The sequence below is a fragment of the Haloarcula limicola genome, assembly GCF_010119205.1.
GTDB classification, from domain to species: domain Archaea; phylum Halobacteriota; class Halobacteria; order Halobacteriales; family Haloarculaceae; genus Haloarcula; species Haloarcula limicola.
Map to the genome: position 1 here is coordinate 24867 of NZ_WRXM01000003.1, position 12825 is coordinate 37691.

Annotated in this window: 13 protein-coding genes; 7 read left to right on the top strand and 6 right to left on the bottom strand. The window is 66.5% G+C overall.

What is annotated here, in order from left to right:
- Positions 1-96 precede the first annotated feature (96 nt).
- The 5 genes from GO488_RS15130 (at position 97) to gfo6 (ending at position 4959) form a co-directional block, all read left to right on the top strand.
- Positions 97-768: a transaldolase family protein gene (locus tag GO488_RS15130; RefSeq protein ID WP_162318687.1), complete on the top strand. Its 672-nt coding sequence runs from the start codon at positions 97-99 to the stop codon at positions 766-768.
- Between the two features lie 25 nt (positions 769-793).
- Complete coding sequence (locus GO488_RS15135) at positions 794-1765, top strand: carbohydrate kinase family protein (RefSeq protein ID WP_162318688.1); 972 nt, start codon at positions 794-796, stop codon at positions 1763-1765.
- Positions 1766-1837: 72 nt separating this feature from the next.
- Positions 1838-2599, top strand: a complete 762-nt coding sequence (locus GO488_RS15140; protein WP_162318689.1) for an IclR family transcriptional regulator — start codon at positions 1838-1840, stop codon at positions 2597-2599.
- A 452-nt stretch (positions 2600-3051) separates the two neighbouring features.
- Positions 3052-3810: an HpcH/HpaI aldolase family protein gene (locus GO488_RS15145; protein ID WP_162318690.1), complete on the top strand. Its 759-nt coding sequence runs from the start codon at positions 3052-3054 to the stop codon at positions 3808-3810.
- Positions 3811-3876: 66 nt separating this feature from the next.
- Complete coding sequence (gene gfo6 / locus GO488_RS15150) at positions 3877-4959, top strand: D-xylose 1-dehydrogenase Gfo6 (RefSeq protein WP_162318691.1); 1083 nt, start codon at positions 3877-3879, stop codon at positions 4957-4959.
- Between the two features lie 16 nt (positions 4960-4975).
- Here the strand turns inward: gfo6 and GO488_RS15155 are convergent, their stop codons facing one another.
- Together GO488_RS15155 and GO488_RS15160 are read right to left on the bottom strand one after the other, a co-directional pair.
- On the bottom strand, positions 4976-6061 hold the full coding sequence (locus tag GO488_RS15155) for a substrate-binding domain-containing protein (protein WP_162318692.1): 1086 nt from the start codon (positions 6059-6061) through the stop codon (positions 4976-4978).
- Positions 6062-6133: 72 nt separating this feature from the next.
- Complete coding sequence (locus tag GO488_RS15160) at positions 6134-7120, bottom strand: ABC transporter permease (protein ID WP_162318693.1); 987 nt, start codon at positions 7118-7120, stop codon at positions 6134-6136.
- Positions 7121-7250: 130 nt separating this feature from the next.
- On the opposite strand from GO488_RS15160, the gene GO488_RS15165 reads away from it, so the two are divergent.
- Positions 7251-8048, top strand: a complete 798-nt coding sequence (locus GO488_RS15165) for an ATP-binding cassette domain-containing protein (RefSeq protein WP_162318694.1) — start codon at positions 7251-7253, stop codon at positions 8046-8048.
- Between the two features lie 13 nt (positions 8049-8061).
- On the opposite strand, the gene GO488_RS15170 is transcribed toward GO488_RS15165, so the two are convergent.
- From GO488_RS15170 to GO488_RS15185, 4 genes are all read right to left on the bottom strand, one after another.
- Positions 8062-8517 (bottom strand): universal stress protein, encoded by a 456-nt coding sequence (locus GO488_RS15170; RefSeq protein WP_162318695.1) that lies wholly within the window; start codon positions 8515-8517, stop codon positions 8062-8064.
- A 76-nt stretch (positions 8518-8593) separates the two neighbouring features.
- A complete protein-coding gene (locus GO488_RS15175; RefSeq protein WP_162318696.1) occupies positions 8594-9760 on the bottom strand; it encodes an enolase C-terminal domain-like protein in 1167 nt (388 codons plus the stop codon).
- A gap of 71 nt (positions 9761-9831) precedes the next feature.
- Positions 9832-10704: an amidohydrolase family protein gene (locus GO488_RS15180; protein ID WP_162318697.1), complete on the bottom strand. Its 873-nt coding sequence runs from the start codon at positions 10702-10704 to the stop codon at positions 9832-9834.
- 4 nt (positions 10705-10708) lie between these two features.
- The gene (locus GO488_RS15185; protein WP_162318698.1) at positions 10709-11515 is read right to left on the bottom strand and encodes an SDR family NAD(P)-dependent oxidoreductase; all 807 of its coding nucleotides are present in this window, start codon (positions 11513-11515) and stop codon (positions 10709-10711) included.
- A 130-nt stretch (positions 11516-11645) separates the two neighbouring features.
- Between GO488_RS15185 and GO488_RS15190 the strand changes: the two genes are divergently transcribed.
- The gene (locus GO488_RS15190; protein WP_162318699.1) at positions 11646-12821 is read left to right on the top strand and encodes a mandelate racemase family protein; all 1176 of its coding nucleotides are present in this window, start codon (positions 11646-11648) and stop codon (positions 12819-12821) included.
- Positions 12822-12825: the final 4 nt, after the last annotated feature.

Consider the following 12825-nt stretch of genomic DNA (forward strand, 5'->3'; position numbering starts at 1 on the left):
GTCGGGAGGTTTTCAATAATACGATCGCCGGCGATCGGCGTTATCCCGGCGCTTCTGCCGGTAGCTTCTTGCCGGCGGGACGCCCATCGCTGAGATATGAGGCTCTATCTCGATACGGCGGACCTCGGACAGATCCGCGAGCTGTCTCGGCTCGGCGTCCTCGACGGCGTCACGACGAATCCGGCCATCGTCGCCGACGCGGAGAAGTCGTATCGAAACGCGGTCGAAGACGTCGCCGAGATAGTGGACGGCCCGGTGTTCGCACAGGTCATCGCCGCCGCGGCCGACGAGATGGTCCGCGAAGCGCGGCGCTATCAGGAGTGGGCCGCCGACGTGGTGGCGAAGATCCCCGCCACCCGCGAGGGGTTCGAGGCACTCTCCCGCCTCCGCACCGAGGGGATCCCGGCGGGCGCGACGGTCGTCTTCTCGATCGAGCAGGCGGTGCTGGCGGCGAAGAACGACGCCACGTTCGTCGCGCCCTACGTCGGCCGCCTCGACGACGCCGGCGAGGACGGGGTCGGGACCGTCCGGCGGATGCAGGAGATATACGACACCTACGGGTTCGAGACGGAGCTGCTGGCGGCGAGCATCCGAAACACGACGCAGGCCGTCGCGCTGTACGAAGCCGGCGTCGACGCGGTGACGATGTCGCCGGATGTCCTCGAAGCGCACGTTCCCCATCCGAAGACCGACGAGGGCGTCGCCGGGTTCGAGGCGGCGTGGGGCGACCGCGGCAGCCCACTCGACGAACGGGGCGACAGCAGCTAAGTACCGGGCCGGTGAACGACTCGCCATGACCGACGACCCAACCGTGCTGGTCGCAGGCGACACGCTGGTCGACTTCGTCCCCGAGCGAGCGGGACCGCCCGGAGCGGCCGGCGGCTACGCGCCGAAGTTCGGCGGCTCGGGCGCGAACGTCGCGCTCGCCCTCGACCGCATCGGCGTTCCGCCGCTGTTCTGGACGCGCCTCGCCGCCGACGACTTCGGCGCGTTCCTGCGCTCACACCTGGATGACTCTGCGATTCCCGACGACCTGCTCGTGACCGACGCGGACGCGCGGACGACGCTCGCCGTCGTCACGCACGACGAGGGCGGCGACCGCTCCTTCTCGTTCTACCGCGAGGACGGCGCGGACACGCGCTTCGAACCGGGGAGCGTCAGCGATACGACGCTCGGCTCGGTGTCGTGGGTCCACACGACCGGCGTGACGATGAGCGTCGAACCGAGTCGGACGGCCACGCTCGAACTCCAGTCCCGCGCCGGCGACCGCGCGACGGTGTCGCTGGACCCGAACTGGCGACCGGAGATGTGGGAGAGTCACTACGAGTTCGGGGCCGTCGTCCGCGGCGCGCTGGATACCGTCGATGTGGTCAAGGCGACGCCGGAGGACCTCGAAGCCGCGGGCTTCGAGACGGACGACCCCGAGACGCTCGCGCGGGCCGTCGCCGACTACGGCCCGCACACGGTCGTGCTGACGCTCGGCGGCGAGGGCGCGCTGTGTTACGGTACCGAGGAGAGCCCCGTTTCGGGATGGGGGCGACACGGGGGATACGACGTGGACGTCGTCGATACGACGGGCGCGGGCGACGCCTTCCTCGCGGGGTTTATCGCCGCGCTGACCCACGGCGTGACCGACGCCGAGTCCGCGCTCGCGCTCGCGAACGCCGCGGGTGCCGTCGCCACGACCCAAGCAGGTGCGGTGTCGGCGCTGACCGGTTTCGACCGGATCCGGCGGTTCCACGACGAGATTCCCTGGGTCGAATAGCCGTCTGGCCGAGGCGGACGACCGTTCCGTTCTGGTGAACAGACCTATATCCTAGGGCGTCGTAGCCGCGGTATGCCACCGCAGGAGAACACGATAACTGCGACCAGAACGTCGTTCCGGGTGCTCGAGGCGCTCAAACGCCTCGACGGGGCGGGCGTGACGGCCGTGGCGACCGAACTGGACACCGCGAAGAGCACCGTCCACAATCACCTGCGGACGCTCGAAGACGAGGGCTACGTCACCTGCGAGGACGGGACCTACCGGGTCAGCCTCCGGTTTCTCGAACTCGGTGAGTACACCAGAAACCGGATGGACATCTACGAGAAGGCCCGCCCGGAGGTCGACTCGCTTGCCGAGGAGACGGGCGAGATGGCGAACGCCGCCGTCGAAGAGCACGGCGAGGGCGTCTACATCACGCGCGCGGAGGGAACGCAGGCGGTCAGCGTCGACACGTACGCCGGCAAACGGGTGAAACTGCACTGCACGGCGCTCGGCAAGACGATTCTGGCCCAACTTCCCGAACAACGGGTCGACGCGATCCTCGAGACGCACGGGCTGCCCCGACGGACGGAGAACACCATCACCGACGCCGACGAACTGAAAGCCGAACTCGACGAGATCCGCGACCGGGGGTACGCATACGACCGCGAGGAGCGACTGCCCGGCCTCCGGTGCGTGGCCGCTCCCGTCGTGGCCGACGACGGGAACCTCATCGCGGCGCTCTCCGTCTCGGGGCCGACGACCCGGATCAAGGGCGACCGCTTCCACGAGGAGATCCCGGAGCTACTTCGGTCCTCGGCAAACGTCATCGAGATAAACCTCGCCTATTCGTGACGTGCTACCACGTTCCGCAGAACTGAACGGCTCGGTCTCGCCTCCCGTTTGGCCTGTCTCACCCTCGACTCCGAGTGACCCGTCAGAGACGGCCCCGCGAACACGGAGAACCCACCGAGCGTGCCACGAGACGATGATATTTAGACCTAGAGACGCTTACGAGATGTTTCTTCGCAGTTATCCTGTGATTATTTCGCGGATCGCGATCGCGAACTCCATCGGTATCGGCCGCTGCGTTCGCTTTCACTAACCGTCCGTTCAGTACGAGTGAACACAGTCCTATGCAATAAATAGTTACGGTTGCTGCAGTCGGGATAACAATAGTACGCAAGTTATTAGGAAATCGATCCGCCGTTCCGCACGACGGATTTCGTGTTCAGCAGAACTGAACACCGTTCCGATCACACGCGATAAACGGTATCTTGATGCTGAGTGCTACCAATTTACACTACATGGTGTCTCCATCGCTCAGACGGCGGTTACTCGACGGGGAGACGGTCGTCGGCACGTTCCAGTTGCTGGACTCGCCGATGGCCGCCGAGATGGCCGGCGTCGCGGGGCTGGACTTCACGATTCTCGATCAGGAACACGGACCGCTGACCGCCGAGACGTGCGTCGCGATGTGTGCGGCCGCACAGGGGGGCGGTGCCGAACCGGTCGTCCGCGTCCGGAACAACTCCGAGTCGGAGGTCCAACGCGCCCTCGACATCGGGGCCGCCGGGGTCGAGATCCCGCAGATAGAGACCGTCGAGCACGCCCGCGCGGCCGTCGAGCACGCCCGTTTCGACCCCCTCGGGTCGCGGGGGCTCTCTCCGAAGGTCCGCGCCGGCGGCTACACCGGAAGCGACGACTTCACCGAGCGACAGAACGAGGAGACGGCCGTCATCGTCCACATCGAGGGAGAACGCGGCGTCGAGAATATCGGGGATATCGTCGGAGTCGAGGGTATCGACGTGCTGTTCCTCGGCCCCTACGATATCTCTCAGTCCATCGGGATTCCCGGACAGGTGCGAGACGAGCGCGTCGAGTCGCTCATGGTCGAGGTCTGTGACCGCGCCGCCGACGCGGGGAAGGTCGTCGGGACGTACGCCGACGATGCCGAGATGGCCCGTCAGTGGATGGACGCGGGCGCGCAGTACGTCGCCGTCAGCGTCGACGGGACGCTCCTCACCCGCGCCTTCGAGGGCATCGCGGACGCGCTCGGGGAGTAGGATCCGGGGTCGTGCTCGATAGCAACTGCCCGACATTTCTTTTAGCCCCGCGACCGATTGACCGATATGGACCTATCGGCGCTACTCGGCGACTTCGACCACCGCGACTGGCAGGACGTGACCGAGACGGACGACCCGATCCGCTTCGCCATGATCGGCGTCGGCTGGTGGACCCGCGAGCAGGCGATGCCGGCCGTCGAGTCGAGCGCCCTCTGTGAGACGACCGTGCTGGTCAGCGGCGACCGGGAGAAAGCCGAGGACGTGGCGGCCGGTTCCGAAACCGTCGAGCACGCCATCACCTACGAAGAGTTCCACGCTGGCGAGGCCAGCGACGCCTACGACGCCGTTTACGTCGTGACGCCGAACGCCTACCACCTCGAATACGTCGAGACGGCGGCCGAACTCGGCAAGGCGATCCTCTGCGAGAAGCCGATGGAGGCGACCATCGAACGCGCGGAGCGGATGGTCGAGGTCTGTGCGGACCGCGACGCGACGCTGATGATCGCCTACCGGATGCAGACCGAACCCGCGGTCCGTCGCGCGAAAGACCTGATCGACGGGGGGTACATCGGCGACCCGGTGTTCGTCCACGGCAACATGACCGAGCCGATTCTGGAGCTGGTCCCCGACCCCGACCAGTGGCGGCTCGACTGGGACGCCTCGGGCGGCTGTGCGGCGATGGACATCGGCATCTACTCGCTCAACACCGCTCGCTTCCTGTTGGACGCTGACCCCCTCCGAGTTCAGGGTTCCGTTGCGTCCGTCCAAGAGGAGTTCGAGGACGTGCCCGACGAACACGCCGCCTTTCAGGTCACGTTCCCCGACCACGTCTTCGCGCTCTGTACCGCCAGCCAGAACGCGGCGATGGCGAGTCATATCCGCGTCACCGGCACCGAGGGACAGGTCCGCGTCGAACCGGCCTTCTACCCGTGGGACGACCGGAAGCTCCACGTCTCCGTCGGCGACACCGACACCGAGATCGAGTTCGAGCAGATCGACCAGATGGAGGAGGAGTTCGAGTACTTCGCGCACTGTCTCCTGACCGACACCGACCCCCACCCGGACGGCGAACACGGGCTGACCGATATCCGGACGATAAAGGCCGTCTACCACGCCGCTGAGTCGGGACGCGCGGTCGACCTCGACTGAGGCGGCGACCGAGCGGTCAGCCGAAGTACTCGCTGAGGTAGTTCGAGGCGTTGTCCTGCGTGACCTCCAGCCCCTCGATGACGATAGTGTCCTCGACGGACTCGCCGGCGAGGTGGGCCTTCCCGCTCTCGATGGCCGTGTTGACCATCTCCTCGGGGAGTTGGGCGATGGTGCCGTAGTACTGGTTGTCGGCGAACAGTTGTACCCACGCCTCGGTGCCGTCGATGCCGGTGACGGGCACCGACATGTCGGCGTTGTTGAGCGCCTGATGCGCGCCGAGGGCCATCAGGTCGTTCTGGCAGAACACGCCGTCGATCTCGTCGCCGTACTGCGTGATGAAGTCCTCCATCACGCTCAGGGCGTTCTGCGTCGAGAACTCGCCGGTCTGACTGGCGAGGCGGTTCAGGCTGTCGTTGTCGTCGACGGCCTGCTGGAACCCCTCGCCGCGCTCGTTCGTCACGCTCGCGCCCGGGGTCCCCTCCAGCTGGACGACGTTGTAAGTGTCGGCGTCGCCGCTCTCCTGCATGAACGAGAGGCAGAGCTCGGTCGAGCGCTGGCCGAGCTGGACGTTGTCGGAGGCGACGTACGTGACCGTCTCTCCCTGTGCGACGTTGCGGTCGATGGCGACGACGGGGATGCCCGCCTCGTTGGCCTGCCGGATGGCGTTGATGACGCCCTCGGCCGTGATCGCCGAGATCATCAGGAAGTCAACCTCGTTCGAGATGGCGGCCTCGACGTCCGAGACCTGTTGGCTCTGGGAGTTGCCGGCGTCGTAGAACGCCGACTCGTTGGATATCATTCCGTCGCTCTTGGCCTGGTTGAAGGCGTTCTCCATCCGCGCGAAGAACGTGAACTCGAGCGACGGCACCGAGAGCGCGACGGTCGGTGTGGACCCACCGCCGGTCGTCCCCTCTTCGGTCCCCTCGGTGGTCCCGGTACCACCGTCACCGCCGTCGCCGGTCGTTTCGGTACCGCCGTCACCGGCGGTTCCATCGCCGCCATCACCGCCGTCGCCGCCGTCACCACCGCACCCGGCGAGCAGGGCTGTTCCGGCGATCGCGCCGCTGCGGATGAACGTCCGTCTACGGATGTCTCGTGACATACGCTAGCGTGTTTCGCGCCGTCGATTAAAAGAAGTATCGGTAAATACGACGTATTTCTCAGTTATCGATTCTCAGTCCTGCCCGACGACGTTCGCGAGGACGGCGAGCATCAGGACGATGCCCTGTGCGACCAGTCGCCCGGAGGGGTCGACGCCCATGAGGTTCAACCCGTTCCCGAGGACACCGAGGATGAGGACGCCGATGAGCGTCCCGACCATGTTGCCCGACCCGCCGAAGAGGTTGGCACCGCCGAGGATGACCGCGGCGATGGGCGGGAGCAAGAGGCTCGCGCCCATCGTTGGGACGGCGCTGCCGAGGCGACCGAGCGTCACCAGCCCGGCGATGGCCGCGAAGATGCCCGAGATGACGAGCGTGCCCATCCGGACCGCCATGACGTTGATACCCATGCGCTCGGCGGCGGTGCGGTCGCCGCCGACGGCGTAGATGTAGAGGCCGAACTTCGTGTAGGAGAGTATCAACTGCGAGACGACGAGCAGGGAGAGGAAGACGAGGACGATGCTCGGGAAGCCGAAGACGCTGGAGCCGCCGATGGCCGTTATCGACTCCGGCAGGCCGATGATGGGACGGTTGTTGGAGACGATGAGGCCGAAGCCGTCCGCGAGGAAGAGCATCGCCAGCGTCGTCATGAAGGAGGGGACGCCGAAGCGGGCGGTGACGTATCCCGAGACGGTCCCGAACGCCGCGCCGAGGGCCAGTCCGGCGAGGATGGCGAGCGGCACCGGGACGGCGAACCCCTCAAAGAGCCGCGCGCCGACCGCGAGCGTCGCGATGGTCAGTCCCGAGACTTCCATCACCTGCGCGATGCTCAGGTCGATCTCGGCACAGAGGATGGGAAACGTCACGCCGATGGCCATGATTCCGATTATCGACACTTGCTGGAGGACGTTCACCTGGTTGCCGACCGTGAGAAATCGGTCGTTCAGGAGCGCGAACGCCACGTACAACCCCACGAGCCCGATGATCGGCCCGTACTGACTGATGGCGCTGATCGTCAGTCGGTCCCGAAAGGGCGAGACGTCGGCTACCGATTGCGACATGCGAGGTTCGTTTCGACGGCGAGATATTATATCTTTGGGGGTTGTGAACTCTCAACATGGGCCGATGCGCCTCGTTCCCCGGAGACGGCTAGACCGAACGCTTTTACTGGTACGTGAACACGTACCGCACATGACGCAGCCCACTCAGAGCGACGCGGACCACATCGTCGAGATGGAGGGAATCACCAAGACCTTCGGCGAAGTGGTCGCGCTGCGGGACGTGACGTTCGAACTCCGGCGGAACGAGGTGCTCGCGCTGGCGGGCGACAACGGGGCCGGGAAGTCGACGCTCATCAAGTGTCTGGCCGGCGCGCTCAGACCGGACTCGGGGACGATCCGCGTGGACGGCGAGGTCGTCGAGATACGGAATCCGCGACAGGCGAAGGAACTGGGCATCGAGACGACGTTTCAGGACCTCGCGGTCGCGGGGAACCTCACCGTCGCGCAGAACATCTTCCTGGGACGCGAGGAAGTCACGGGGCCGAACACGATGTTGGGCGTCCTCGACAAGCGCGCGATGCGCGAACGCGCCCGCGAACTCTTAGAGGACTTGGAGATCCGCGTCGACGTAGACGAGAAGGTCGCGAACCTCTCGGGCGGCGAGCGGCAGCTGGTGAGCATCTCGCGGACGCTGCTCTCGGACCCGAAGATCGTCATCATGGACGAACCGACGAGCGCCCTCTCCGTCGAGGGGGCCGAGCGCGTCCTCGAACTCATCTCGCAGATGCAGAACCAGGGCATCTCGATAATCCTCATCTCGCACAACCTAGATTATGTCCAGCGGGCGGCAGACCGCATCCATATCCTCCATCAGGGCCACAGCGCGGGCGTCATCGACGGCCCGACCGCGGACCGGGACGACATCGTCAGTCGGATGGTCGGCGGCATGCCCGACGAGGAACGGGGCGAACGGCCCGCCGACGTCTGAGTGGGACTCCCCGCTACTCCTGCTTGACGTACAGGACCGGAACCGGCGCGTTCAACAGCACCTGCTGGGCGTGGTCGCCGAACATCGCCTTCCCCGCCGGCGACCGCTTCGTCCCGCTGACGACGACCACGTCCGCGTCAAACTCGTCGACTTTGCGGACGACCTGGTCCGAGGGCTGTCCGCCGGCGACGCCGCGGATCTCGAAGTCGATGCCCCGGTCCTCGAATCGGTCCGCGGGGACGCGCACGCTGTCGTGGCGCTCCGCGACCTCGTCCGGCGAGAGGCCGCCGCTGGTCTGGTCGACGCCCATCTGGTCCAGCAGGTCGTCGTACTCGTCGCGCGGGAACACGTACAGGACGTACACCGTCGCGCCCGCCGGCTCGGCGATGTCCGCGGCGGCGTCGACGAGGCCGTCGAGGGAGTCCCAGTCGTCCGGTCCGACCGACAACAGGATTCGTTCGAGTGCCATGCGTCCGATTCACCGCTGTCTCAATTAATTGTTTTGGGCGGCGCTCGTCGCTCGGGAAGCGCGGCACTCGGCGGCGCTACTGGTACTCCCGAGTGCCGAGTCGGTTGTCCTCGATGTAGTCCCAGTCGTACTCGACGCCCAGCCCCGGGCCGTCTGGAACCGGCACCGTGCCGTCGTCGTCTATCGCGTCCAGCGAATCGCGGTAGTCGCCCGCGTACACCGGCGGCGTCGTGTTCGGGGCGTCGGGGTGAACGAGCGCCATCTCGTAGTAGTTCGCGTTTCGCGCGGCGGCCAGACACTGCCGCTGGGCGGGGCCGGGCGCGTGGAACTCCACGTCGAGGCCGAACCCCTCGGCGGCGCTCGCGATCTTCATCGCGCCCGTGATGCCCCCGTCGTACTCTGGATCGGCGCGGACGAAGTCGGTGGCTTCCGCGGCGACGAAATCCGTATGCGGTTCGAGCCCGCGGACGTGTTCGGTCTGGAGGATCGGCGTGTCCAGCGCCTGTCGTAACTTCCGGTGGCCGTGCTGAGAGATTCCGCCGTCGCGGTACGGGTCCTCGTACCAGAGATAGCCGTAGTCGTCGCAGGCCCGACCGACCTGTAATGCTTCGGCCCACGTATCGAGGTCACAGGCCGGGTCGACCATCAGGTCCATCTCCTCGCCCACCCGGTCGCCGACGGCGCGAACGGTCGCTTCCAGCAGGTCGGGGTCGCGCCAGTCGCCGTCCCAGCCGTGTACTTTGTACCCGGGATATCCACGTTCCAGACACTCCTCGGCGAAGTCGGCGTACGCCGCCGGCGAGTCGAGCCCGCCGCTCCGGTCGCCCTGATACGTCGAGGCGTAGGTCGGCAACCGCTCGCGGTAGCTCCCGAGCAGTTCGTGAATCGGCGCGTCGTGGTACTTGCCGGCGAAGTCCCAGAGCGCGATGTCGATGGGACCGATGCCCATCCGATCGTACTTCCGGAGCGCGCGTTTCATCTCGCTCCAGTGGCGTTCCCGCCGAAGCGGGTCTCTGCCGACGAGGTAATCGGCGATCATATTTATCTGGGCCGTCCCCGGCGAGTTACTCCCGACGTACTCGCCGACCAGCCCGTCGCTCACCTCGACCCGGACGGCGAAGAGGCTCCGATCCATCGCGTTCCCGGGGTCGTAGACGACGTCGAACCCGCCGGGCGGCGTTCCCACGTCTTCGAGCGGATAGCTGAACTCGGTCGTTTCGATTCGGTCGATAGTCGCCGCCATAACAGCGTATCAACGCGCCGAGGTAAATCGCTGTGGGTGAGCGCTGCACCCGCAGACGCCGCCCGTCGCCGTCAGGACTCGTGAACCGATTCGAACGTTCGATGAGCGAGATACGAGTAGTCCCGCGCGGAGAGGAACGGGACCTCCTCGACCCACGAGAGACATTCTTCGTAATCGGCCCAGTCGTCCATCCACGGGTAGTCGGAGCCGAGCATGAGCCGCTCGGCGCCGAACCAGTCGGCGAGATGGCGGACGTAGTCCCAGAGGTCCTCGTAGGGCCACCCCGACTCGCTGGACCGCGGGAGCGAACTCACCTTGACCGCGACGTTCTCGTGGTCCGCGAGCGATTCGAAGTCGGTCCACGGCTCCGCGTCGGGGTCGGTGGTCTCGTCGGGAAACGCCATGTGGTCGACGACGAGTTGCACGTCGGGGTAGCGCCCCGCCAGCGTCTCGATCATCGACAGTTGCTCCGCCTTCGGGAAGACGAATATCGAAGTGTCCTGCGCTGCCGCCTCCTCCCAGACCGGTTCGAGTTCGTCGTCCAGGATCCAGTCCGCCGTTCGGTCGAGTTCCGTGGAGTGTTCCTCGTAGCGCAGGCAGGCGTGCATTCGGACGCCGAGCATCCGGTCGTGGCCGACGACGCGGCGGAGGTCGGCCCGCACCGCCTCCGGGTCGTCCCCATAGAAGTCCATGAGGCCGACGCCCCACAGCCGGTCGGGGTAGGCCTCGATGGCGCGCATCGCGTACTCGTTGGCGCGGACCCCGCGGCCGTACATCGGCGTCGTGACCATGACGCTCTCCTCGACGCCGGCGGCGTCCATGTCGGCGATCAAGTCGCGAGCGGTGTACGCCCCGTCCCACCCCGGCGGCAGGATCTCGGCGGGCCACGGCAGCTCCTCGGTGTCGGCTCCCCACGTGTGGGTGTGCGTGTCTACGAATCGCATGGACTCACTCCAGGTTCCCCCCGCCGCTGACTCTGAGGATGTCGCCGACGACGTACGAGGCCCTGTCGCTGGCGAGGAACAGCACCGCGTCGGCGAGGTCCGAGGGCTGACCAAGGCGGCCGATGGGCCGCTTCTCGCCGCGTTCGCGCAGTATCTCCTCGGCCGTCTTCTCCGGGTGCTCCTTCGCTTCCATCTCGGCCTCGTGGCGGGTCTGGGCCGTCTCGGTCACGTCCGTCGAGATCGCGTTCATCCGGATGCCGTGTTCGGCGAGTTCCTGTGCCATCCGCCAGGTCAGGCCGTTGATCGACGTCTTCGAGATGCCGTAGAAGCCGAACGGGCCGGTGCGCCGGTCGCCGGCCTGACTGGTGTGATTGACGATGCTCCCCTCGATGCCGCGCTCTATCATGTGGGCGGCGACGAGCTTCGACGCGTAGTACTGCGCGCGGACGTTGACGTCCATCGTCGCGTCCCAGTCCCCCAGCGGGGCGTCGACGAGCGACGGTTCGTCGGGCCAGACGGCGGCGTTGTTCACGAGCAGGTCTATCTCGCCGAAGGTGTCGATAGCGCGTTCGACGAGGCGTTCGACGCTCTTCGGGTCGCCCACGTCCGCGGCGACGCCGACGACCTCGCCCGCCCCCGCTTCGCCCAATTCCTCGGCGACGGCTTCGACTTCGGCCTCGTCCCGGGCGTTGACGACGACGTTCGCGTCTGCCTCGGCCAGCCCCGCGGCGATACCGCGACCGATGCCCTTCGTAGAGCCGGTGACGATCGCGGACTCGCCGCTGTAGTCGTATTCGGTATGCCCTACCATAGCATATTCGTCTCGCCGTGCGATGAAGAATCCTCCGGTGACCCGCGGGCCGTCCGGAACTGTCCCCCGCTCTCGGCAACACCGCCGGGGAGCACACACGTTTATTGCGCTGGTGTCTCATGGTATCCGTATGGCTCCGGAGATCACCAGCATCGAGTCCGTAGAGTTTTCCTACCCCATCGAGGACGTGGGGACCGACCAACACGGGTTCAACCTCGTCTACGAACCCGGTTCGGTGACCGAGCGAAAACTGTTCGCGCTCAAGGTCGAGACGGACACCGGCATCACCGGCGAGTACGTCGGCGGGAACTCCCCCGGCGCGGCGCAGGTCAACATGTTCGCCGACTACCTCCTCGGGAAGAACCCGCTCGAACGAGAGCGCCACTGGAGCGAGATGAAACGCGCGCTCCGGAAGTACGACCGGATGGGGATCGGCCCCATCGACATCGCGCTCTGGGACTTCGCCGGCAAGTACCACGACGCCGCGATCCACGAGCTTCTGGGGACGTACCAGACTGAGTTTCCGGCGTACGCCTCGACGTACCACGGCGACGAGAACGGCGGCCTCGACACGCCCGAGGCGTTCGCAGACTTCGCCGAGGAGTGCCGGGAGATGGGGTATCAGGCGTTCAAGATCCACGGCTGGGGCGGCAGCGAGGGCTCGCGCGACCTCGACCGGGAGATCGACGCGGTCCACGCCGTCGGCGACCGGGTGGGCGAGGAGATGGACCTGATGCACGACCCGGCCTGCGAGCTGGAGACGTTCGCCGACGCGCTCAAACTCGGGCGGGCGCTCGACGAGGTCGGCTTCTTCTGGTACGAGGACCCCTACCGGGACGGCGGCGTCTCCCAGCACGGCCACCGGAAGCTCCGCCAGGCGCTCGATACGCCCATCCTCCAGACCGAGCACGTCCGCGGACTGGAGCCGGCGACGGACTTCATCGCCAACGAAGCGACGGACTTCCTGCGGGCGGACCCCGAGTACGACGGCGGCATCACCGGCGCGATGAAGCGCGCGAAGGTCGCGGAGGGTTTCGGCCTGGACGTGGAGTTCCACGCGCCCGGCCCCGCCCAGCGACAGTGTATCGCGGCCATCCGCAACACCAACTACTACGAGCTCGCGCTGGTCCACCCCGACTGTCCCAACACGCAACCGCCGGTCTACGAGGGCGACTACTCCGACATGCTCGACACCGTCGATAGCGACGGGATGGTGTCGGTTCCCGACGGTCCGGGACTGGGCGTCGAGTACGACTGGGACTACATCGAGGACAACCAGACCGGGAGCGTCCACACGTACGAGTGAGCTG

What these genes read in the sequence shown, in the direction of transcription:
- GO488_RS15180 (WP_162318697.1), bottom strand. Translation starts at nt 10,704, where the DNA reads ATGCGATTCGTAGACACGCACACCCACACGTGGGGAGCCGACACCGAG.
- GO488_RS15185 (WP_162318698.1), bottom strand. Translation starts at nt 11,515, where the DNA reads ATGGTAGGGCATACCGAATACGACTACAGCGGCGAGTCCGCGATCGTC.
- GO488_RS15130 (WP_162318687.1), top strand. Translation starts at nt 97, where the DNA reads ATGAGGCTCTATCTCGATACGGCGGACCTCGGACAGATCCGCGAGCTG.
- GO488_RS15160 (WP_162318693.1), bottom strand. Translation starts at nt 7,120, where the DNA reads ATGTCGCAATCGGTAGCCGACGTCTCGCCCTTTCGGGACCGACTGACG.
- GO488_RS15140 (WP_162318689.1), top strand. Translation starts at nt 1,838, where the DNA reads ATGCCACCGCAGGAGAACACGATAACTGCGACCAGAACGTCGTTCCGG.
- GO488_RS15165 (WP_162318694.1), top strand. Translation starts at nt 7,251, where the DNA reads ATGACGCAGCCCACTCAGAGCGACGCGGACCACATCGTCGAGATGGAG.
- GO488_RS15170 (WP_162318695.1), bottom strand. Translation starts at nt 8,517, where the DNA reads ATGGCACTCGAACGAATCCTGTTGTCGGTCGGACCGGACGACTGGGAC.
- GO488_RS15190 (WP_162318699.1), top strand. Translation starts at nt 11,646, where the DNA reads ATGGCTCCGGAGATCACCAGCATCGAGTCCGTAGAGTTTTCCTACCCC.
- GO488_RS15145 (WP_162318690.1), top strand. Translation starts at nt 3,052, where the DNA reads ATGGTGTCTCCATCGCTCAGACGGCGGTTACTCGACGGGGAGACGGTC.
- gfo6 (WP_162318691.1), top strand. Translation starts at nt 3,877, where the DNA reads ATGGACCTATCGGCGCTACTCGGCGACTTCGACCACCGCGACTGGCAG.
- GO488_RS15175 (WP_162318696.1), bottom strand. Translation starts at nt 9,760, where the DNA reads ATGGCGGCGACTATCGACCGAATCGAAACGACCGAGTTCAGCTATCCG.
- GO488_RS15135 (WP_162318688.1), top strand. Translation starts at nt 794, where the DNA reads ATGACCGACGACCCAACCGTGCTGGTCGCAGGCGACACGCTGGTCGAC.
- GO488_RS15155 (WP_162318692.1), bottom strand. Translation starts at nt 6,061, where the DNA reads ATGTCACGAGACATCCGTAGACGGACGTTCATCCGCAGCGGCGCGATC.